The sequence below is a fragment of the Kluyvera georgiana ATCC 51603 genome (assembly GCF_001654985.1).
Taxonomy (GTDB): Bacteria; Pseudomonadota; Gammaproteobacteria; order Enterobacterales; family Enterobacteriaceae; genus Kluyvera; species Kluyvera georgiana.
The window spans coordinates 151697-170864 of sequence record NZ_LXEU01000078.1 but is presented as its reverse complement, the minus strand read 5'-3'; the positions used below and the strand labels follow the sequence as shown (position 1 = coordinate 170864).

Genomic DNA, 19168 nt, shown 5'->3' with positions numbered 1-19168 from the left:
GCCAAGGCGACATCGTTGGATATTTTCTTAAGGCGAAGGAATATTATTTAACTCACAATATTTTCGCTTTTTAAATTTCAAAACGACATTCAGTTGATTTACTGATGTTAATATTACAAAATATTCCTAAACCCCATCTAAACGAGGTCATTATGTTCGGAATCTACAGAGGACGCCGTCTGGCGCTATACATTGCACTGGCTATCGTGATTGCGACGCTGGTGGGATACAGTACCTATACTTTTGTAAAAATATTATCGTGAGCATGACGTTAATTTACGATTACATCATTTAATTTAAACCAAATCGTTATTTAACGCCTTTTTCTGCGAATATATTCGTAGGCTTCATTATTTATTTCAAATATTCAAAAAAGGTTTATTAACATAGAAACATTGCGTTCCTGTAAAAATTACCGGAAAATAATATTTTTAACCAAAGATTAACACTGCATGAAGCATCCTCTTGAATCCCTGATGACCGCCGCGGGTATTTTGCTCATGGCGTTCCTTTCCTGCCTGCTGCTTCCAGCACCGTCGCTGGGTTTAACGCTGGCGCAAAAGCTGGTGGATACCTTCCACTTTATGGACCTGAACCAGTTTTACACCGTGCTGTTCTGCGTGTGGTTCCTTGCCCTGGGGACGATTGAGTATCTGGTACTTCGCTTCGTGTGGCGACGCTGGTTTTCGCTGGCGGATTGATCTTAAGCCCGCGCTTCTGTGGGCCGGATAAACAAAGCGCCATCAGGCAGATGAGCGTACGGTGCCGGATGCGGCTAACGCCTTATCCGGCCTACTTGTGGTAGCCCCGAGGGCGGCTTTACGCCTTCCTCGGAGCAATATCAATGCGTCCGTGGGCGATGATGGACTTTGCGATAGGCACCCGGCGACTGGTTAAACGTGCGGGTGAAAATACGGGTAAAGGTCTGCTGGGAATCAAACCCGTACTTCAGGCAGATGTCATAGACCTTTTGATCGGTCGTACACAATTCATCCGCCGCCAGATTCAGCTTACGTTGGCGGATGTAGCGCCCAAGGCTCTCCCCTTTATGCTGTAAAAACAGACGCTGCAGATGCCATTTTGAATACCCCGCCCGGCGGGCTATCTCATCGATGCGCAATGGCTGATGCAGATTTTCGTCAATCCATTCGACCAGTGTGTCAATCACCTGAGTGGCTAATTCAGTCATACACCCCTCCCCTCGTTTTATGACAGCCGGTGTTTATTCCCACCAGGCACGAAATGTTTGTGTTGGATTCGCCAGCCAAACCGGCTCGCCCTGCATCGGCGTTAACAACCGATACGCTTTATCTTTGCTGGCCTGCGCCAGCCGCTTGTACGGATCATCCCAGGTATGCTTCGCCAGCACGAAACGTCCGGCGTGCCCTGGCAGCACCCGCTGTGCATTCAGGTCCACCGCGGCCTGGGCGGTCTGTTCCGGCATCATGTGGATATAGCGCCAATCCTGGTCGTACTGGCCATCTTCCAGAATGGCGACGTCCACCTTGCCGAACTGTTCACCAATCGCCTTGAAGTGCGGGCCGTAGCCGCTGTCGCCGCTGTAATAGATCTTTTGCTCCGGCGTCACGAACATAAAGCTGGCCCACAAGGTCTGGTTTCGCTTAAGGCCACGGCCTGAGAAGTGGCGCGCGGGCAGCACGTGGACGGTCAGCGCATCGCTGATAGCAACGCTCTGCTGCCAATCGGCCTCGGTAATCACCTCACTCGCCATGCCCCAATACCGCAGGTGTGACCCCACGCCTAATGGCACCACGGCACGCTTAACCTTCGGCATTAGCGCCTTAATCGTGGCGTAGTCCAGATGGTCGTAGTGGTCGTGAGAGATAATCAGCAGGTCGATCTCCGGCATCGTCTCGGCACGCCACGGATAGTGGCCGTCAAACGCTTTGTTCAGAAACGAAAACGGCGCGGCATAGCTGCTGAATACCGGATCAATCAGAATACGTTTGCCCGCCAGCTGCAGATACCAGGATGAATGCCCCAGCCAGATCATCGTCTCCTGTTCGCTCGGCAGGCTGGCGAGATCGGTCGGCACCAGCGGCAGCGGCTGCTCAGGGCGCGCGTTCTCCCGCTTCGCGGTTAAAAACTCCCACCACGCCATCAGCATGTTCTTGTCGCCGGTAAACCCCGGCGTCGGCAAGGTGTTGTGAAACGCGCCGTCGCGGTAGTTTGGCGAGCGCTCAATCAGACTCTTTTCAGCCCCTTGCGGCGGCTGGCCGAAACCGGCATTCAGAACAAAAGGCAAGCTTGCTGCACTGGCGATAAGCATGATGGCAACCACACTGATGATGAACGGTTTCATTTCCTGACCCGTGACCGGCCTCATCCAGGAAGCCACACAAAAAAAGTTGATTATGAGTGAGTAGGCACTCATTATAGAAAGGCGGGGAAAAAATCGTCAAGCAATTTTCAAATTTTGACAATCGGCGTTGAAGTCCCTGGGTTCGACATGTTTCAATCACCTTTTTAACCGTCAGAGAGGTAAAGTGTAGTGGCTCGTCCGAAGAGTGAAGATAAAAAACAAGCGTTACTGGAAGCGGCCACCTGCGCCATTGCCCAATCCGGCATCGGCGCATCAACAGCGTTGATTGCGCGCAGCGCGGGCGTAGCGGAAGGTACCCTGTTTCGTTATTTCGCCACCAAAGACGATCTGCTTAATGCGCTTTATCTGCACCTGAAAACGGACTTATGCCAGACCATGCTGGCATGCCTGACCGACACAGAATCACCAAAAGCCTTCACCCACAGCATCTGGAACAGCTACATCGACTGGGGCATTCTCCACCCTATTGGGCATCAAGCCATTCGGCGCATGGCCGTCAGTGGAAAAATCACCAACGAAACGATACTGCAGGCCAGAGCGCTATTTCCGGAGCTCAATAAACTCTGCCAGCGTTCCATGCGCCCGGTATTTATGTCTGATGATTTCCGTGCCTTTGGCGATGCGCTGTTCCTGTCGCTGGCGGAGACCACCATTGAGTTCGCCAGCCGCGAACCCGAACGTGCAGATAAACTTAAGGCGCTCGGCTTTGAAGCCATGTGGCGAGCGCTGTCAGAGGATGAATAATGGACGGTAAAACGCTGCATGAAAAAGCGCAGGAATTTGCGCTAACGCTCCCCTTTTCTGAACCGGCCTGGCCTTTTGGCCCCGAGTACGATGTGTTCACGGTTGAGGGAAAAATCTTTATGATCAAGATGTCGCTGCGCGGCGAGCACATCGTCAATCTGAAGGTTGATCCGGAGCAATCATTGCTGCATCAGGCCATCTACCCGCACATTAAGCCGGGCTACCACATGAACAAAAAACACTGGATTTCGGTCTACCCTGGCGATGAAATCACGGTTGATCTGCTCAACAGCCTGATTGAAGACTCGTGGAATCTGGTGGTGAACAAGCTGCCAAAACGCGTTCAACAGCGCGTGCGTCCCGTTTGATTTTGCGTTAAATGCGATAAGTGTTATCGCATTTTCCACCCTTCTCATTTGTTAAATCGCACGGTACCCTGCTGTGATACAACGCGCCGATTTGCGGTGCCTTTTATCATTCAGGAGTATTTATGGACATCGTTTCCGTTGCTAAAGCGCGCTATTCCACCAAAGCCTTTGATGCCAGCAAAAAGCTGACCGCCGAGCAGGCCGCCAATCTGAAAACCCTGCTGCGCTATAGCCCTTCCAGCACCAACTCTCAGCCGTGGCACTTTATCGTCGCCAGCACCGACGAAGGCAAAGCGCGCATCGCGAAATCCGCCGCTGGCGGCTACGTGTTTAACGAACGCAAAATGCTGGATGCTTCCCACGTTGTGGTATTCTGCGCAAAAACGGCAATCGATGATGCCTGGCTGGAAAAAGTGGTCGATCAAGAAGACGCGGATGGCCGTTTCGCCACGCCGGAAGCCAAAGCCGCGAACCACAAAGGCCGCACCTTCTTCGCCGACCTGCACCGTAAAGAGCGTCACGATGACGCGCAGTGGGCGGCAAACCAGACCTACCTGAACGTCGGCAACTTCCTGCTGGCCATGGGCGCCATGGGTCTGGACGCGGTGCCGATTGAAGGCTTCGACGCCGGGATTCTGGATGCCGAATTTGGCCTGAAAGAGAAAGGCTACACCAGCCTGGTCGTGGTGCCGGTTGGCCACCACAGCGTGGAAGACTTCAACAAAGCGCTGCCAAAATCTCGTCTGCCGGAAGACGTGGTGATGACTGAGATCTGATTGAGCTTCTGTGCTTTCCCGGCGGCGCTTCGCTTGGCTACTCGAATTTTGTAGCCCGGCCAAGCGAAGCGCTGCCGGGATTTGCTCTAAACTACAACCTTGCCAACACCCCTTCCCCGACCTCATCCACCGGTAAATAAACCAGCAGACGCGAGCCGTTGCGCGGCGCGGAGTACCAGTACATCTGCTGCAGCTGAAAATGGCCGAACTCAGGATGCTGGAAGTTTTTAATCTGGTTTTCGACGCCGCGAACGTCGTAACGCTGGTGCCATAGCGCCTCAAATTCGCTGGAAGCGGCAAAGAAACGCGCCAGCTTATTCTCCCATGCCGGATCGCCACGATGCTCCGCCATCGCGGCGCGGAAATAGGAGACAAACGTCGGCAGCGCATCGCGATTGGCCAGACGGCTACGCCAGCCGGGGTGAGTCAGATACAGGTAGATACAATTTCGATCGTCTTCCGGAATGGTCGAAAAATCGACGCCCATCAGCCGACAAAACGCGTCATTCCACGCCACAATATCGAAATCAGGCTTCTGAATACTGGCTGGCTGCGGCAGCAAACTGTCCAGCATACGCCGCGTGCCGGGGCTTATCCCTTCGCACGGAGGAACGTTAGCCGATTCCAGCGGAGTCAGCCCCGCCAGCACAAACAGATGACGGGTCTCAAGCGCACTGCACTGGAGCGCTTCGGCGACCGCTTGCATTACCGCCGCCGACGGATTAACCTCGCGCCCCTGCTCAAGCCAGGTATACCAGGTCACGCCAACGTCCGCCAGCATCGCCACTTCTTCGCGACGCAGGCCCGGCGTGCGCCGCCGCCCGCTGCGCGGTAACCCCAACCGCTGTGGATCGAGACTTTCCCGTCGCGCCCGAAGAAATGCACCCAGCTGCTTACGGCTATCGTCCTGCCGTGACGGCAATACGTCCATTTCACTGTGGCTGATGAGGCTCATGGTATCTCCAGCATGGTAGTGCCAGTACCAGTATAACCAGGAACTGGTACCCGTTTATTGAATCAGCGATGCTACGTCCAATCGCTGAATGACGCAATGGAGTCACCATGAAAACGTCTGCTGTTTCTCCCGGTCGCGCGGGGCTTTTCCTGCTGCTGACCGGCCTGATGTTGCCCCAGATCGATACCTCGATCACCAATGTCGCCCTCGACTCAATCACCGCGTCGCTGCACGCCAGCCCGACCCAGCTGGAGCTTATCGTCGCGCTGTACGGCGTGGCGTTTGCCGTTTGCCTGGCCATGGGTAGCAAGCTTGGCGACAACTACGGTCGCCGTCGGCTGTTTATGTGGGGCGTGGCGATTTTCAGCCTCGCTTCGCTGCTGTGCGGTTTGGCCAACTCGATCACCGCACTGTTGGCCGCACGCACTCTACAGGGCGCAGGCGCGGCGCTGATCGTCCCGCAAATCCTCGCCACACTGCACGTTACGCTTAAAGGAACGGCCCACGCCCGCGCTATCAGCCTGTATGGCGGCATTGGCGGCATCTCGTTTATCGTCGGGCAGATGTTCGGCGGCTGGCTGGTGTCGGCGGATATCGCCGGTCTGGGCTGGCGTAACGCCTTTTTCATCAACGTGCCAATTGGCCTGCTAGTGCTGGCCTACAGCCGCCGCTACGTGCCGGAAACCCGTCGCGATGAGCACGCGCGCATTGACTGGCAGGGTACGTTTAGCCTGGGCCTGATCCTCTGCTGTCTGCTGTTCCCGATGGCGCTGGGGCCAGAACTACACTGGCCGTGGTCGATGCGTCTGATGTTGCTGGCGATTATCCCACTGTTGCTGTGGATGCGGGCCAGCGCGCTGGGTAAAGAGCAGCGCGGTGAACACCCGCTGCTGCCGCCTCGACTGCTTAAATTTGCCAGTATTCGCTTCGGCATGGTCATTGCGCTGCTGTTTTTCAGCGCCTGGTCAGGCTTTATGTTCTGCATGGCGCTCACTCTCCAGTCCGGTCTCGGCATGGCGCCGTGGCAGTCAGGCAACAGTTTTGTGGCGCTGGGCGTCGCCTATTTTCTTTCAGCGATGTATGCGCCGAAGCTGATCGCCCGCCACAGCATGGGACGCATTCTGGTGGCTGGCCTGATCGTGCAAATTAGCGGCCTGCTGCTGCTGATGGAGACGTTCCACCACTTCGGCCAGGCGACGTCCACCCTCACGCTGGTGCCCTCGACGGCGCTGATTGGCTATGGCCAGGCGCTGATCGTCAACTGCTTCTACCGGGTAGGGATGCGTGATATTACCGCCAACGATGCGGGCGCGGGCAGCGCGCTGCTCAGCACGCTACAGCAGGCCACGTTGGGCCTTGGCCCGGCGGTGTTTGGTTCACTGCTGCTGGCGCTGACGCGCGGGCATCATGGGAACTATACCGATGCGATGACCGGCTTCCTCGGCGTAGAAGCGGTGATGATGCTGCTGCTGGCCATTATTGCCGTTAGCCTCCGCCATCACTTAAACCGTAGTCCGGCGATCGCGACGTCATAACCTTAAGTTCCTGTATAGCTGTTTGCATAATATAGCCAGCGCAGCCATTATAATTAGCTGGCTATACAGGAGACGTTATGCAGGAACTGATTTCACAGATCGAAGAGATGGGCATTGAAATAAACCATACCAATTCGCTGATCATCATATTTGGTATTATTTTTCTCACTGCCATCATTGTTCATCTGATTCTACATCGGGTGGTGCTGCGCGCTTTCGAAAAACGGGCGCAGGCCAGCAGCCATTTGTGGCTGCAAATTATCACGCAGAATAAACTCTTCCACCGACTGGCGTTTACCCTACAGGGGATTATTGTCAACGTGCAGGCCGTACTGTGGTTGCAAAAAGGCAGTGATGCCGCGCAGATATTAACCACAGGCGCACAGCTATGGGTCATGCTCTACGCCCTGCTGTCGTTCTTCTCGCTGCTGGACGTTATTTTCAACCTCTCGCAGAAGCTATCTTTCTCTTCGCAGCTGCCGCTCAAAGGGATATTCCAGGGGGTGAAGCTGGTCAGCGCCATTCTGATTGGCATTCTGATGATCTCCCTGCTGCTGGGGCAATCGCCGGCTATTCTGATAAGTGGCCTGGGCGCGATGGCCGCGGTGTTGATGCTGGTGTTTAAAGACCCGATTCTCGGCCTGGTGGCAGGAATTCAGCTCTCGGCAAACGACATGCTGAAACTCGGCGACTGGCTGGAAATGCCGAAATACGGCGCCGACGGCGCGGTGACCGATATTGGTTTAACCACCGTCAAAGTGCGTAACTGGGATAATACCATTACCACCATTCCGACCTGGTCGCTGGTGTCTGACTCGTTTAAAAACTGGAGTGGAATGTCCGCATCGGGTGGCCGAAGAATTAAGCGCAGCATCAACGTTGATACCACCAGCGTGCATTTTCTTGATGAGCAAGAGCAGCAGCGGTTAATTCAGGCGAAGCTGCTGAAACCGTATATGGACTCGCGTCATCAGGAAATTAATCTGTGGAATCAGGAGCACGGTGGCGACGGCTCGGTGCTGAATCTGCGTAAGATGACCAATATTGGCACCTTCCGCGCTTACCTCAACGAATATCTTCGCAACCATCCGCGAATTCGCAAAGATATGACGCTGATGGTACGCCAGCTTGCGCCGGATAATAACGGTCTGCCGATTGAGATATACGCCTTTACCAATACGGTCGTATGGGCTGAATATGAAAATATTCAGGCTGATATTTTCGACCATATCTTTGCCGTGGTCGAGGAATTTGGTTTACGTATTCATCAATCACCGACCGGGAATGATATTCGCGCCCTGGCGGGCGCGATCGGGTAACAATAATCAGGCGCTGGCGCGTGAAATAAAGCGCCAGTCCAGCATCACCCGCTCCGGAGGCACGTCCGGGTTATCGATTTTATTGAGCAGCAGTTCGACCGCTCTGGCGCCGATCTCCCGCGACGGCTGCTGGACGGTCGTCAGCTGCGGCGATACCATTTCGGCAAGTTCCGTGCCGTCAAACCCCACCACCGCAATCTCTTCCGGTACCTTAAGCCCCGCCTGTTCAATGGCGCGAATCGCCCCGGCGGCCAGCGAGTCAGAAACCGCAAACACCGCGTCCGGGCGCGGGTTCATCGCCAGCAACGTTTGCATCGCCAATTTCCCCGCCGCCGCGCTCAGCTCGCTGGCATACTCGACAGCGTGAAACGCCAGCCCTTGAGATTGCAGGACATTTTTGTACCCCTGCTCGCGCAGTCGGGCGTACTTGTAGCTCAAGTCGTGGTTAATCAACGCAATCCGCTCACGCCCCAGCGCCGCGAGATAGCTCACCGCATGCTCCGCGGCATCGACATCGTTAATCCCCACGCAGGAGACCGCGCCCGCATCAGCATATTCCGCACATTGCACCCATGGCGCATCACCGATCACCGTGGTTAACTCCGGCAGCTTACTGAAGGCGTCCATGGTGATAATACCGTCGACCATTTTTCCGGTTAGCAGTCGCAGGCCTGATTTAGAGCGTTCAATATCCGAGCCGGAGTTGCACAGTAAAATCCGATAGCCGTTCTTTTCCGCGGCCTCTTCAATTCCTTTTACCACTTCGGCGCAAAAAGGGTTGGCGATATTCGACACCATCACCAGAATCATCGAGCTTCGCGCCGTACGCAGCTGGCGCGCCAACAGATTAGGCTGATAGTTACTCTCTTTAATCGCCTGAAGCACCCGTTCGCGGTTTTTGGCTTTTACGGTATCGCTGTTGTTAAGCACCCGCGACACGGTCGCCACCGATACCCCCGCCAACTGGGCGATTTTCTGAATTGACATACAACGCCGTTCCCTGCAGTTAACGCTTTGCGTGCAGGCTACCATAAAAAGCGTGCCCGGCGTACCGGGCACGGGGTTATTGTTCGACGCTGACCCAGCGCTGTTGTTGATAATTTCTTATAAAAATTAATCGATTACAAAATCAAGATCGCGCAGAGCGCTCTCGATAACAACGCGGGAGGAAAGACTTCGCAGCGACGAGGGGGAAACACCGAAGGAGGCATCTCTGGCCTCCTCCGGGCGATATTATCAGGCTTTACGGCGCAGCGTTTTGAAGGCAACAAACAGGAACAGCACCCACACCGGCAGCAGAATCGCCGACAGACGCATGCCGTCCATAGTGCACATGAGACCAAGGATCATCAGCAAAAACGCGATGCAAATGTAGTTGCTGGCAGGCGCAAACAGCGCTTTGAATTTCGACTCACGCCCCTTGCGGCGCATGGCGGCGCGGAACTTGAGGTGCGCCATGCAGATCATGATCCAGTTCAGCAGCAGCGTGGCCACCACCAACGCCATCAGTAGGCCAAACGCTTTCTGCGGCAGCAGATAGTTCACCAGCACCACCAGCGAGGTGATCGCGCCAGAGAGCAGCAGCGAATTCACCGGCACGCCGCGACGGCTTACTTTGGTCAGGAAGCGCGGCGCATTGCCCTGCACGGAGAGGCCAAACAGCATGCGGCTGTTTGAGTACACGCCGCTGTTATAAACCGACAGTGAAGCCACCAGAATGACAAAGTTCAGCGCAGATGCCACCATGTTACTGTCCAGATTGTGGAAAATCATCACAAATGGGCTACTGTCTGATTTGATCCCTTGCCACGGATAGAGCGCCAGCAACACAATCAGCGAACCGATATAGAACAGCAGGATACGGTACACCACCTGGTTAACCGCTTTCGGGATGGTGGTTTCCGGGCTGCGTGCTTCCGCCGCCGTAATGCCAATGAGCTCCAGCCCACCGAAGGAGAACATAATCACCGCCAGCGACAAAATCAGCCCCTTCCAGCCCGTGGCAAGGAAGCCTCCATCACGCCAGAGGTTGTCGATGCTCGCATGCTCACCGCCACGCCCCGTCGACAGCATCCAGATGCCAAAACCGATCATGCCGATAATCGCCAGCACCTTAATCAGCGCGAACCAGAACTCGGTTTCACCATACAGGCGCACGTTCACCAGGTTGACGGCGTTAATCAAAATGAAGAAGCCCGCAGCCCAAATCCAGGTCGGCACGTGTGGAAGCCAATACTGCATATAAATTCCGGCGGCGGTTAGCTCGGCCATTCCCACCAGCACGAACATGACCCAATAGTTCCAGCCGGAAAGAAAACCGGCGAACGGCCCCCAGTATTTATAAGCAAAATGGGCAAATGAACCGGATACCGGCTCTTCCACCACCATCTCGCCAAGCTGGCGCATGATCAGAAACGCAATGATCCCGGCAATGGCATAACCCAGCACCACCGCAGGGCCAGCCATTTGGATAGCCGGGCCGATGCCAAGAAACAGGCCGGTGCCAATGGCGCCCCCGAGCGCGATGAGTTGAATATGACGGTTTTGTAACCCGCGGTGAAGCGTCGGCCCCTGCTCCGACGAAGCATCCGGTTGATTCTGGCTGGATGCTGAGGACGCGTTTTTCACGTCTAACCCCTGTAGCTTTTTTAGGAAGGGGCACCTTTTAACACTTAGCGCGGCTTGTCGCAAGGCTGTCAGTCGCGGGAATACCGTCGCCAAAAGCCCCTGAAAGCACGCGCTTCTGATGTTATAACCTTATTATGACAATGGGTTAGCGCTCATCACGGCCCTGGACTTTCAGCGCATGCGCCGCCAGTGGGAAGTCAATGCCACGGGGAGATGCTCGCCTTATCGGCGGAGCACAAAACGATGACCCGGCATGTCACGGCTTGCGGCATAATCCGCTGACCGCGTTTCGAGGAATCTTTCGTGCTGCTTAAAATCCTGCTGACTATGGCCGCGTTCGCCGCCAACTCGCTGCTCTGTCGACTGGCGCTGAAAGGGATACATATGGATGCCGTCTCTTTCAGCAGCATTCGCTTGCTGAGCGGCGCGGTGGCGCTGCTGATACTCCTGAGGTTACCCGCCATCAAAACGAGGCCGGAATTCAATGTGCTGAACGCGGCGCTGCTGGCCATTTACGTCTTTGCCTTTTCCCTTGCCTACCTGTCTTTAACCACCGCAGCCGGCGCGCTGCTGCTGTTCGGAACGGTTCAATGCGTGATGACCGGCTGGGGGCTGATACGCGGCGAGCGCCTGACGTGGCTAAAAAGCGTCGGTATGCTGGCCGCGGTGACCGGGCTGGCGTTGCTGTTATTACCGGGAGCGGGACATCCTTCCGGCGGCGCAGCGCTGCTGATGATGGCCTCCGGCGCGGCCTGGGCCGCCTACTGTATTACCGGCAAAAAGGTAAAAAACGCGGCAGCGGCCACGGCGGGCAACTTTGCGCTGGCGGTGCCGATAGCGCTGGTCGTGTTTGTGCTCAGCGGTATGCACATCCGCGTCGATACCGTTGGCCTGGTGCTGGCAGTCACCTCCGGGGCGCTGATGTCCGGCGGCGCGTATCTGCTTTGGTACTCCCTGCTGCCACGGCTTAGCCCAACCACCGCCAGCACGCTTCAACTGAGCGTGCCCTGTCTTGCCGCGCTGGGTGGATTGATTTTTATGGGCGAACCGTTGGGCCTGAGGATGCTGTTGGCTATCGTCATCACCCTCTCCGGAATTGGGCTGGTGATTATCGTCGATCGGCGACGAGAGCATTAACCGCCGGGCCGGCGTGCCGCCAGTCAGCAGCACGCGGCACGGCGTTTTTGCATTACCCCTTTGGCTCTAGCGCCACAAACATTTCAATATCCCAGTAGCCGTCTTCCGCACCGTTATTACGGTAGATTTCAAAGCATGGTTTCGCAGCCAGGCGGTGGGTTTCATCTTTCAGGACGCTATCAAAGAACTGATACCATGGCGTGGAGAAATCGTGATCGATAACCCGCGCACGGGCGACGGCGTACAGCCCCCCAGCGACTTCCGCCATCATGACCCCCTCGCTGTTCGGCGGGATAACAAAGTCGTCATCGACGGATACCACGGTGTCACAGCGCAGCTTCTCCGCCGGGACTTCATCCGGATTATCGTAGTAAACGGCCAGCCACTCCCGAGCGGGAATCTGCTGGCCATCAACCCACATCATCAACTGCTCAAAACCCTGCTTAACCGTCTGTTCCCACGGACCAACCATATGAAAACCGGCAATTTTACGCGCTGCAATCTGCTTAACTTCGTATTCCATACCGCCTCCGTCAACATGCTGTAATTTTATACAGTATAATGAGCTTTTTTCGTTTGAGCCAAACGGGTAGCGATCGATATGTGAGCAGATTCGCACTCTTGTTAAGAGTACTAAGGGAAGAGGAAACTGGAAAATGGTACGCCCTACAGGATTCGAACCTGTGACCCACGACTTAGAAGGTCGTTGCTCTATCCAACTGAGCTAAGGGCGCACTGGGGAAGTCAAAACTTCATGGTGGGGTGAAACGCGTGGAATTATACGGTCACTGACAGGTGAGTCAATCCATTTCCTTGCGAAACCTGCTCGGTGCGCAATGATGGATAAAGTGCGACCAACTATCGCTCAACTCTTCGGCAAAAACACTTTCCGATGAAAACTCGCAAACGAAACCTGACAGCAAGCCTCGCATCTGACAAAATATGTGCATCCCCCCTTCGTGAATGACAGATGGAATATTTTCCCTGATGGCAGCAAAGATTATTGACGGTAAAACGATTGCGCAGCAGGTGCGCTCTGAGGTTGCGGAAAAAGTGAAGGCGCGCGTTGCAGCAGGAAAACGCGCCCCTGGGCTAGCCGTTGTGCTGGTTGGCAGCAACCCGGCCTCACAAATTTATGTCGGCAGCAAGCGCAAAGCCTGCGAAGAAGTGGGCTTCGTCTCCCGCTCCTACGATCTGCCGGAAACCACGTCTGAAGCCGAACTGCTGACGCTGATTGACACATTGAACGCCGATACCACCATCGACGGTATTCTGGTGCAACTTCCGCTGCCGGCGGGTATTGATAACGTTAAGGTTCTTGAGCGCATCGCCCCGGACAAAGACGTCGACGGCTTCCATCCGTACAACGTGGGCCGTCTGTGCCAGCGTGCGCCGCGCCTGCGTCCGTGTACCCCGCGCGGTATCGTTACCCTGCTGGAGCGCTACCATATCGACACCTATGGCCTGAACGCCGTGGTGATTGGCGCGTCCAACATCGTGGGCCGCCCGATGAGCATGGAGCTGCTGCTGGCCGGCTGTACCACCACCGTCACTCACCGCTTTACCAAAAATCTGCGTCACCACGTAGAGCACGCCGATCTGCTGATCGTTGCGGTCGGTAAACCGGGCTTTATTCCTGGCGAGTGGATTAAAGAAGGCGCTATCGTCATTGATGTCGGGATTAATCGCCTCGAAAGCGGTAAAGTCGTCGGCGATGTGGTGTTTGAAGAAGCCGCCGCGCGCGCGTCCTACATCACCCCAGTACCGGGCGGCGTCGGTCCTATGACCGTGGCCACCCTGATTGAAAACACCTTACAGGCGTGTGAAGAGTATCACGACGTGGAGAAGGCATAAGATGGCAACATTTTCTTTGGGTAAGCATCCGCATGTGGAACTCTGTGACTTACTGAAGCTGGAAGGCTGGAGCGAAAGCGGCGCGCAGGCGAAAATCGCCATCGCCGACGGTCTGGTCAAAGTGGACGGCGCGGTGGAAACCCGCAAACGCTGCAAAATTGTCGCGGGTCAAACCGTCAGTTTTGAAGGCCAGAGCATCACCGTTACCGCTTAACCCTGCCAGCTACCCGGCTTCGCCAGTCGACGCCGGGTTTTATCCCCCGCAAAATTCGGACTAACGCCCTACTGCATCTTCCCAGTTCAGCGGTAATACTCTGTATTTCCTCTGCTAACATGGACTCCCGATGCCAACAATCGTCACCCACGCCGCCGTTCCGCTGTGCCTTGGTTTAGGATTAGGCGCTCGCGTTATTCCTCCACGTTTGCTGTTTGCGGGTATGGCGCTAGCGATGCTGCCCGACGCCGACGTGCTCGCTTTCAAATTCGGTATCGCCTACGGCAATATTTTTGGCCATCGAGGCTTTACCCACTCGTTGCTTTTCGCCTTTGTCGTACCGTTGATCTGCGTACTGGTTGGCCGACGATGGTTCGGCGCGGGACTGATGCGCTGCTGGCTTTTTCTCACCGTTTCGCTGCTGTCTCACAGCCTGCTGGATTCTATTACCACCGGCGGCAAAGGCGTTGGATGGCTGTGGCCGTGGTCAGATGAACGTTTTTTCGCACCGTGGCAGGTGATTAAGGTCGCGCCGTTTGCGCTGTCTCGCTACGACACGCCTTACGGGCATCAGGTGATTATCTCTGAGCTTCTCTGGGTGTGGCTGCCGGGGGTCGTCATTATGACCTGGCTATGGTGGCGGAGACGGTAGTTTTAAAAACGCAGCAGTGGGCTATACGACGCGCTGATGAGGGCGTTTATGGAAGGATTACAGAGGCGGAAATCCCCTCTCCCCAGCGGAGAGAGGGGATAACGCTTACTTACGGCGCCAGGTCGTGCCCTGCGGGCCGTCTTCCAGCACGATACCCATCTCGTTGAGACGGTCACGCGCGGCGTCGGCAGCCGCCCAGTCTTTCGCCTTACGCGCGTCCAGACGCTGCTGGATTAACGCTTCAATTTCCGCGACTTCACCATCATCCGCCTGCGCGCCGCTTTGCAGGAAAGCTTCCGGCTCCTGCTCAAGCAGACCCAGCACGGCGGAAAGCTTACGCATATGCGACGCCAGCGCGTTGGCCGCGTGCGCATCTTCGGCTTTCAGACGGTTCACTTCACGCGCCATATCGAACAGCACGGAGTAGGCTTCCGGGGTATTGAAATCGTCGTCCATTGCTTCAATAAAGCGCGCTTCGAACGCTTCACCACCCGCCGCCGGGACGGATTTGTCGGTACCGCGCAGCGCGGTGTACAGACGCTCCAGCGCGGAACGCGCCTGCTTTAGGTTCTCTTCGCTGTAGTTCAGCTGGCTACGGTAGTGGCCGGACATCAGGAAATAACGGATGGTTTCAGCGTCGTAGTACTTGAGCACGTCGCGCACGGTAAAGAAGTTACCCAGCGATTTTGACATCTTTTCGCGGTCAACCATCACCATGCCGGAGTGCATCCAGTAGTTCACGTACTCGCCGTCGTGCGCGCAGGTAGACTGGGCGATTTCGTTTTCATGGTGCGGGAACATCAGATCTGAACCGCCGCCGTGAATATCGAAATGGTTGCCCAACTGCTTGCAGTTCATCGCGGAACATTCAATGTGCCAGCCCGGACGGCCTTCGCCCCACGGGGACGGCCAGCTCGGTTCGCCTTCTTTGGACATCTTCCACAGCACGAAGTCCATCGGATTACGCTTCACGTCAACCACGTCGACGCGGGCACCGGCCTGGAGCTGTTCCAGATCCTGACGCGACAGCTTGCCGTAGTTTGGATCGGTCGGCACCGAGAACATCACGTCGCCGTTGTCCGCCACGTAGGCGTGACCTTTAGCGATCAGCTGCTCGGTGATTTCGATGATTTCGTGGATATGGTGCGTGGCGCGCGGCTCCTGATCCGGACGCAGAATATTCAGCGCGTCGAAATCGCTGTGCATCTCGGCGATCATACGATCCACCAGCGCGACAAAGCTCTCACCGTTCTCGTTGGCGCGTTTGATAATTTTGTCGTCAATATCGGTAATGTTGCGCACGTACTTCAGCTTATAGCCGAGGAAACGCAGATAACGCGCCACCACGTCAAAGGAGACGAAGGTACGGCCATGGCCGATATGACAGAGATCGTAAACGGTGATACCACACACGTACATGCCCACAACTCCTGCATGAATGGGCTTAAATTCCTCTTTTTGGCGGGTCATTGTGTTGAAGATTTTTAGCATCGAGAATTCCATGTTTACGTGTGTGAACCGGGCTTTCGCCTGAAACGGTATATTCTACCCGTAATTCAACCCGGAAGCAGCACACAATGCAAGGTGATCGATGTTCCGGGTTATGCTATAACAGACGCCTATATGCCGCCTACAGGCGGGCTAAAGCACCACTCTAAACGGAACAGGATGCAGAAATGGTTACTTTCCACACTAATCACGGCGACATCGTCATCAAAACCTTCGACGACAAAGCGCCGGAAACAGTCAAAAACTTCCTGGACTACTGCCGCGAAGGTTTCTACAACAACACGATTTTCCACCGTGTTATCAACGGTTTCATGATTCAGGGCGGCGGCTTTGAGCCGGGCATGAAGCAGAAAACCACCAAAGAAGCGATCAAAAACGAAGCGAACAACGGTCTGAAAAACACCCGTGGCACGCTGGCGATGGCGCGTACCCAGGCTCCGCACTCTGCGACCGCTCAGTTCTTCATCAACGTAGCAGACAACGACTTCCTGAACTTCTCCGGCGAAAGCCTGCAGGGTTGGGGCTACTGCGTATTTGCTGAAGTGGTTGAAGGCATGGACGTGGTCGACAAGATCAAAGGTGTTTCTACCGGCCGCAGCGGTATGCATCAGGACGTTCCAAAAGAAGACGTTGTGATTACAAGCGTGACCGTCAGCGAGTAATCGGTGGCAACACTCTTTATTGCAGATTTGCATCTGCAAACGGAAGAACCGGCGATTACCGCCGGTTTTCTGCGTTTTCTGCACGGTGAAGCTCGCCAGGCCGACGCGCTGTACATCCTGGGCGACCTGTTTGAAGCCTGGATTGGCGACGACGACCCCAACCCGCTGCATCGTGAAATGGCTGCGGCCATGAAATCGCTGGTTGATTCCGGCGTTCCCTGCTTCTTTATTCACGGCAACCGTGATTTCCTGATCGGCAAACGCTTTGCCCGCGAGAGCGGCATGCAGCTACTGCCTGAAGAACAGGTGCTCACGCTTTATGGCCGCCGGGTGCTCATTATGCACGGCGACACGCTATGTACCGACGATCCGGGCTATCTCGCGTTTCGCGCCAAAGTACACACCCCATGGATCCAGACCCTGTTCCTCGCCCTGCCGCTGTTTATTCGCCGCCGTATTGCGCAGAAGATGCGTAATGACAGCAAGGCCGCCAACAGCAGTAAATCCATGGAGATCATGGACGTCAACCCGCGGGCGGTGGTTGAAGTGATGGAAAAACACCGGGTACAGTGGCTGATTCACGGCCATACGCACCGTCCGGATATCCATCGTCTGGTGGCTAACGGCGCGCAGGCGCATCGCGTGGTGCTCGGCGCATGGCATACCCAGGGTTCAATGGTGAAAGTAACCGCGGAAGACGTTGAGCTGATCGCCTTCCCGTTTTGATTTTTCCGCCGTAATCAGCCGCCTCACGGCGACGCAACCGTTTTCCTTGCCCATTTTCCGTGTTATTCTCTGTGGCCTCTAACGTCGTGTGCAGCACACCCACAGGAGTTTTCAGACGCATGTCTTCCCGCAATAATCCGGCACGTATCGCCATCGTGATGGGGTCCAAAAGCGACTGGGCTACCATGCAGTTCGCCGCAGAAATCCTCGATATTCTGAATGTTCCTCACCATGTTGAAGTGGTTTCCGCCCACCGCACGCCCGATAAACTGTTCAGCTTCGCCGAAGACGCCGAAAGCAACGGTTATCAGGTGATTATTGCCGGTGCGGGCGGCGCTGCGCATTTACCCGGAATGATTGCCGCCAAAACGCTGGTTCCGGTGCTGGGCGTGCCGGTTCAGAGCGCCGCGTTAAGCGGTGTCGATAGCCTCTACTCCATCGTGCAGATGCCGCGCGGAATTCCTGTCGGTACGCTGGCGATTGGTAAAGCCGGCGCCGCTAACGCCGCCCTGCTCGCCGCGCAAATTCTGGCACAGCACGATGCGGAACTGCATCAGCGCCTCGCCGACTGGCGTAAAGCGCAAACCGATGAAGTGCTGGATAACCCGGACCCGCGAGGTGCCGCATGAAGCAGGTCTGCGTGCTCGGCAACGGGCAGCTAGGTCGCATGCTGCGCCAGGCCGGTGAGCCGCTGGGTATTGCCGTCTGGCCGGTTGGTTTAGAAGCCGACCCGGCCGCCGTGCCGTTTCAGCAGAGTGTGATCACCGCTGAAATTGAGCGCTGGCCGGAAACCGCCCTCACTCGTGAGCTGGCAGAGCACACCGCGTTTGTGAACCGTGACGTTTTCCCGATCATTGCCGACCGTCTGACGCAAAAGCAGCTGTTCGACAAGCTCAGTCTGGCAACCGCGCCGTGGCAACTGCTGGCCAGCGCCGATGAGTGGCCGGGCGTTTTTGACCGTCTGGGCGAACTGGCGATCGTCAAGCGCCGTACCGGCGGCTACGATGGTCGCGGCCAGTGGCGTCTGCGCAAAGACGACACCGCGCAGCTGCCGGAAGAGTGCTATGGCGAATGCATCGTCGAGCAGGGCATTAACTTCTCCGGCGAAGTGTCGCTGGTTGGCGCCCGTGCCCACGACGGTAGCACCGTGTTCTATCCGCTGACGCATAACCTCCATCAGGACGGCATTCTGCGCATGAGCGTCGCCTTCCCGCAGGCCGATGCCCAGCAGCAGGCGCAGGCGGAAGCCATGCTAAGCGCCATTATGCAGGAGCTGAACTACGTTGGCGTAATGGCGATGGAGTGCTTCGTCACCCCGGGCGGTTTGCTGATCAACGAGCTGGCGCCCCGCGTGCACAACAGCGGCCACTGGACGCAAAACGGTGCGTCCATCAGCCAGTTCGAGCTACACCTGCGCGCCATTACCGACCTGCCGCTGCCGCCACCGGTGGTTAACAGCCCGTCGGTGATGGTCAACCTGATTGGCACCGATCTGAACTACGACTGGCTGAAACTGCCGCTGGTGCACCTGCACTGGTATGACAAAGAGGTACGGCCGGGCCGTAAGGTAGGCCATCTTAACCTCAACGACAGCGACACGGGCCGCCTGAGCGCGACGCTGGAAGCGCTGGTACCGCTGCTGCCGGGCGAATACGCCAGCGGCATTGCCTGGGCGCAAACGCGTCTGAAATAGGCCTTTCGTGCCGGGGAAAGTATCTAACGCTTCCCCGGCCCCCTCCTTGAAG

General features: G+C 56.1%; 21 protein-coding genes and 1 tRNA gene. 14 read left to right on the top strand and 8 right to left on the bottom strand.

Features of this window, described 5'->3' with window-relative positions:
- The first annotated feature begins 452 nt into the window (after nucleotides 1–452).
- A complete protein-coding gene (locus M989_RS19715) occupies nucleotides 453–701 on the top strand; it encodes a DUF1158 domain-containing protein (protein WP_064548102.1) in 249 nt (82 codons plus the stop codon).
- A 140-nt stretch (nucleotides 702–841) separates the two neighbouring features.
- Here M989_RS19715 and M989_RS19710 read toward each other — a convergent pair whose 3' ends face one another.
- Together M989_RS19710 and M989_RS19705 are read right to left on the bottom strand one after the other, a co-directional pair.
- Entirely contained in the window at nucleotides 842–1189 is a 348-nt protein-coding gene (locus M989_RS19710; RefSeq protein WP_064548100.1) for a RamA family antibiotic efflux transcriptional regulator, read from the bottom strand.
- A 33-nt stretch (nucleotides 1190–1222) separates the two neighbouring features.
- The gene (locus M989_RS19705; RefSeq protein ID WP_064548098.1) at nucleotides 1223–2323 is read right to left on the bottom strand and encodes an MBL fold metallo-hydrolase; all 1101 of its coding nucleotides are present in this window, start codon (nucleotides 2321–2323) and stop codon (nucleotides 1223–1225) included.
- 189 nt (nucleotides 2324–2512) lie between these two features.
- On the opposite strand from M989_RS19705, the gene M989_RS19700 reads away from it, so the two are divergent.
- The 3 genes from M989_RS19700 (at nucleotide 2513) to nfsB (ending at nucleotide 4232) form a co-directional block, all read left to right on the top strand.
- Nucleotides 2513–3088 carry a TetR/AcrR family transcriptional regulator gene (locus M989_RS19700; protein WP_064548095.1) on the top strand — a complete coding sequence of 192 codons (576 nt, stop codon included), beginning with the start codon at nucleotides 2513–2515 and terminating at the stop codon, nucleotides 3086–3088.
- Complete coding sequence (locus M989_RS19695) at nucleotides 3088–3456, top strand: MmcQ/YjbR family DNA-binding protein (RefSeq protein WP_064548094.1); 369 nt, start codon at nucleotides 3088–3090, stop codon at nucleotides 3454–3456. The genes M989_RS19700 and M989_RS19695 overlap by 1 nt, the downstream gene beginning before the upstream one ends.
- A 122-nt stretch (nucleotides 3457–3578) precedes the next feature.
- A complete protein-coding gene (gene nfsB, locus M989_RS19690; RefSeq protein ID WP_064548092.1) occupies nucleotides 3579–4232 on the top strand; it encodes an oxygen-insensitive NAD(P)H nitroreductase in 654 nt (217 codons plus the stop codon).
- A gap of 91 nt (nucleotides 4233–4323) precedes the next feature.
- Here the strand turns inward: nfsB and M989_RS19685 are convergent, their stop codons facing one another.
- A complete protein-coding gene (locus M989_RS19685) occupies nucleotides 4324–5163 on the bottom strand; it encodes a helix-turn-helix transcriptional regulator (RefSeq protein ID WP_064548131.1) in 840 nt (279 codons plus the stop codon).
- Between the two features lie 131 nt (nucleotides 5164–5294).
- Here M989_RS19685 and M989_RS19680 point away from each other — a divergent pair, with 131 nt between their 5' ends.
- Nucleotides 5295–6722: an MFS transporter gene (locus M989_RS19680; protein WP_064548091.1), complete on the top strand. Its 1428-nt coding sequence runs from the start codon at nucleotides 5295–5297 to the stop codon at nucleotides 6720–6722.
- Between the two features lie 77 nt (nucleotides 6723–6799).
- Nucleotides 6800–8041, top strand: a complete 1242-nt coding sequence (locus M989_RS19675) for a mechanosensitive ion channel family protein (protein WP_064548089.1) — start codon at nucleotides 6800–6802, stop codon at nucleotides 8039–8041.
- 6 nt (nucleotides 8042–8047) lie between these two features.
- Here M989_RS19675 and M989_RS19670 read toward each other — a convergent pair whose 3' ends face one another.
- Both M989_RS19670 and pheP read right to left on the bottom strand, forming a co-directional pair.
- The gene (locus tag M989_RS19670; protein WP_064548086.1) at nucleotides 8048–9028 is read right to left on the bottom strand and encodes a LacI family DNA-binding transcriptional regulator; all 981 of its coding nucleotides are present in this window, start codon (nucleotides 9026–9028) and stop codon (nucleotides 8048–8050) included.
- 249 nt (nucleotides 9029–9277) lie between these two features.
- Entirely contained in the window at nucleotides 9278–10669 is a 1392-nt protein-coding gene (pheP, locus tag M989_RS19665) for a phenylalanine transporter (RefSeq protein ID WP_064548084.1), read from the bottom strand.
- Nucleotides 10670–10972: 303 nt separating this feature from the next.
- Here pheP and M989_RS19660 point away from each other — a divergent pair, with 303 nt between their 5' ends.
- On the top strand, nucleotides 10973–11806 hold the full coding sequence (locus M989_RS19660; RefSeq protein WP_083965180.1) for a DMT family transporter: 834 nt from the start codon (nucleotides 10973–10975) through the stop codon (nucleotides 11804–11806).
- A 52-nt stretch (nucleotides 11807–11858) separates the two neighbouring features.
- Here the strand turns inward: M989_RS19660 and sbmC are convergent, their stop codons facing one another.
- Together sbmC and M989_RS19650 are read right to left on the bottom strand one after the other, a co-directional pair.
- Nucleotides 11859–12329 carry a DNA gyrase inhibitor SbmC gene (sbmC, locus tag M989_RS19655; protein ID WP_064548082.1) on the bottom strand — a complete coding sequence of 157 codons (471 nt, stop codon included), beginning with the start codon at nucleotides 12327–12329 and terminating at the stop codon, nucleotides 11859–11861.
- 134 nt (nucleotides 12330–12463) lie between these two features.
- Nucleotides 12464–12540: transfer RNA gene (locus tag M989_RS19650), tRNA-Arg, on the bottom strand.
- A gap of 253 nt (nucleotides 12541–12793) precedes the next feature.
- On the opposite strand from M989_RS19650, the gene folD reads away from it, so the two are divergent.
- The 3 genes from folD to M989_RS19635 all read left to right on the top strand — a co-directional run bounded on the left by folD (nucleotide 12794) and on the right by M989_RS19635 (nucleotide 14526).
- Nucleotides 12794–13660, top strand: coding sequence for a bifunctional methylenetetrahydrofolate dehydrogenase/methenyltetrahydrofolate cyclohydrolase FolD (gene folD / locus M989_RS19645; RefSeq protein ID WP_064548080.1), 867 nt, complete (start codon nucleotides 12794–12796; stop codon nucleotides 13658–13660).
- 1 nt (nucleotide 13661) lies between these two features.
- Nucleotides 13662–13874: a ribosome-associated protein YbcJ gene (gene ybcJ, locus M989_RS19640; protein WP_061497011.1), complete on the top strand. Its 213-nt coding sequence runs from the start codon at nucleotides 13662–13664 to the stop codon at nucleotides 13872–13874.
- A gap of 130 nt (nucleotides 13875–14004) precedes the next feature.
- Nucleotides 14005–14526, top strand: a complete 522-nt coding sequence (locus M989_RS19635) for a metal-dependent hydrolase (RefSeq protein ID WP_064548078.1) — start codon at nucleotides 14005–14007, stop codon at nucleotides 14524–14526.
- Nucleotides 14527–14631: 105 nt separating this feature from the next.
- Here the strand turns inward: M989_RS19635 and cysS are convergent, their stop codons facing one another.
- Nucleotides 14632–16017: a cysteine--tRNA ligase gene (gene cysS, locus M989_RS19630; RefSeq protein WP_064548076.1), complete on the bottom strand. Its 1386-nt coding sequence runs from the start codon at nucleotides 16015–16017 to the stop codon at nucleotides 14632–14634.
- Between the two features lie 185 nt (nucleotides 16018–16202).
- On the opposite strand from cysS, the gene ppiB reads away from it, so the two are divergent.
- The 4 genes from ppiB (at nucleotide 16203) to purK (ending at nucleotide 19116) form a co-directional block, all read left to right on the top strand.
- A complete protein-coding gene (ppiB, locus tag M989_RS19625) occupies nucleotides 16203–16697 on the top strand; it encodes a peptidylprolyl isomerase B (RefSeq protein ID WP_064548074.1) in 495 nt (164 codons plus the stop codon).
- A 3-nt stretch (nucleotides 16698–16700) separates the two neighbouring features.
- A complete protein-coding gene (gene lpxH / locus M989_RS19620) occupies nucleotides 16701–17423 on the top strand; it encodes a UDP-2,3-diacylglucosamine diphosphatase (RefSeq protein WP_064548072.1) in 723 nt (240 codons plus the stop codon).
- Between the two features lie 119 nt (nucleotides 17424–17542).
- Nucleotides 17543–18052 (top strand): 5-(carboxyamino)imidazole ribonucleotide mutase, encoded by a 510-nt coding sequence (gene purE, locus M989_RS19615; RefSeq protein WP_064548070.1) that lies wholly within the window; start codon nucleotides 17543–17545, stop codon nucleotides 18050–18052.
- On the top strand, nucleotides 18049–19116 hold the full coding sequence (purK, locus tag M989_RS19610) for a 5-(carboxyamino)imidazole ribonucleotide synthase (RefSeq protein WP_064548068.1): 1068 nt from the start codon (nucleotides 18049–18051) through the stop codon (nucleotides 19114–19116). Before purE ends, purK begins: the two co-directional genes overlap by 4 nt.
- Nucleotides 19117–19168 lie beyond the last annotated feature (52 nt).

Bases quoted from the DNA above. Each gene is read 5' to 3' on its own strand.
- M989_RS19715 (WP_064548102.1), top strand. From the start codon at position 453: ATGAAGCATCCTCTTGAATCCCTGATGACCGCCGCGGGTATTTTGCTC.
- ybcJ (WP_061497011.1), top strand. From the start codon at position 13,662: ATGGCAACATTTTCTTTGGGTAAGCATCCGCATGTGGAACTCTGTGAC.
- purE (WP_064548070.1), top strand. From the start codon at position 17,543: ATGTCTTCCCGCAATAATCCGGCACGTATCGCCATCGTGATGGGGTCC.
- purK (WP_064548068.1), top strand. From the start codon at position 18,049: ATGAAGCAGGTCTGCGTGCTCGGCAACGGGCAGCTAGGTCGCATGCTG.
- ppiB (WP_064548074.1), top strand. From the start codon at position 16,203: ATGGTTACTTTCCACACTAATCACGGCGACATCGTCATCAAAACCTTC.
- cysS (WP_064548076.1), bottom strand. From the start codon at position 16,017: ATGCTAAAAATCTTCAACACAATGACCCGCCAAAAAGAGGAATTTAAG.
- sbmC (WP_064548082.1), bottom strand. From the start codon at position 12,329: ATGGAATACGAAGTTAAGCAGATTGCAGCGCGTAAAATTGCCGGTTTT.
- M989_RS19675 (WP_064548089.1), top strand. From the start codon at position 6,800: ATGCAGGAACTGATTTCACAGATCGAAGAGATGGGCATTGAAATAAAC.
- M989_RS19685 (WP_064548131.1), bottom strand. From the start codon at position 5,163: ATGGACGTATTGCCGTCACGGCAGGACGATAGCCGTAAGCAGCTGGGT.
- nfsB (WP_064548092.1), top strand. From the start codon at position 3,579: ATGGACATCGTTTCCGTTGCTAAAGCGCGCTATTCCACCAAAGCCTTT.
- M989_RS19705 (WP_064548098.1), bottom strand. From the start codon at position 2,323: ATGAAACCGTTCATCATCAGTGTGGTTGCCATCATGCTTATCGCCAGT.
- M989_RS19670 (WP_064548086.1), bottom strand. From the start codon at position 9,028: ATGTCAATTCAGAAAATCGCCCAGTTGGCGGGGGTATCGGTGGCGACC.
- M989_RS19635 (WP_064548078.1), top strand. From the start codon at position 14,005: ATGCCAACAATCGTCACCCACGCCGCCGTTCCGCTGTGCCTTGGTTTA.
- M989_RS19710 (WP_064548100.1), bottom strand. From the start codon at position 1,189: ATGACTGAATTAGCCACTCAGGTGATTGACACACTGGTCGAATGGATT.
- M989_RS19695 (WP_064548094.1), top strand. From the start codon at position 3,088: ATGGACGGTAAAACGCTGCATGAAAAAGCGCAGGAATTTGCGCTAACG.
- folD (WP_064548080.1), top strand. From the start codon at position 12,794: ATGGCAGCAAAGATTATTGACGGTAAAACGATTGCGCAGCAGGTGCGC.
- M989_RS19680 (WP_064548091.1), top strand. From the start codon at position 5,295: ATGAAAACGTCTGCTGTTTCTCCCGGTCGCGCGGGGCTTTTCCTGCTG.